Annotated in this window: 1 protein-coding gene; it reads left to right on the top strand. The window is 54.2% G+C overall.

From position 1 onward, the window contains the following. Positions 1 to 556: LytTR family DNA-binding domain-containing protein (locus C3418_RS23875; RefSeq protein ID WP_103859397.1), on the top strand; the 556-nt coding region annotated here is incomplete at its 5' end. Between the last annotated feature and the right edge of the window lie 45 nt (positions 557 to 601).

Raw genomic sequence — 601 nt, 5'->3', positions numbered from 1 at the left:
GGTACTGCTGGCGCAAAACATCAGCCAGTTTGCCAGTAAACCGTTTATTGTCTTTGTCACCGCGTGGAAAGAGCATGCGGTGGAGGCCTTCGAGCTGGAAGCGTTCGACTATATTCTTAAGCCGTACCAGGAGTCGCGGATTGTCAGCATGCTGCAGAAGCTGGAACACGCCTGGCACCAGCAGTCCGGCGCGGAACAGGTCGCGGCCTCACCGGTCATGCGCGAAAATGACACGATCAATTTGATCAAGGATGAACGCATCATCGTGACGCCGATGAACGATATCTATTATGCCGAAGCGCATGAGAAGATGACCTTCGTCTACACACGCCGCGAGTCGTTCGTCATGCCGATGAACATCACCGAATTTTGCAGCAAGCTGCCGGCGAGCCACTTCTTCCGTTGCCATCGCTCTTTTTGCGTCAATCTGAACAAGATCCGCGAGATCGAACCCTGGTTCAACAACACCTACATTCTACGGCTGAAGGATCTCGATTTTCAGGTGCCGGTGAGTCGCAGCAAGGTGAAAGAGTTTCGCCAGCTGATGCACCTGTGAGGGGGATGCCCCGGTGAACAGACGTCACCGGGGAAGAGCCATTAC

This window comes from Aeromonas sp. ASNIH8 (assembly GCF_002919855.1).
In the GTDB taxonomy this organism is placed as follows: domain Bacteria; phylum Pseudomonadota; class Gammaproteobacteria; order Enterobacterales; family Aeromonadaceae; genus Aeromonas; species Aeromonas caviae.
This window is presented reverse-complemented; position numbering and strand designations above follow the sequence as displayed.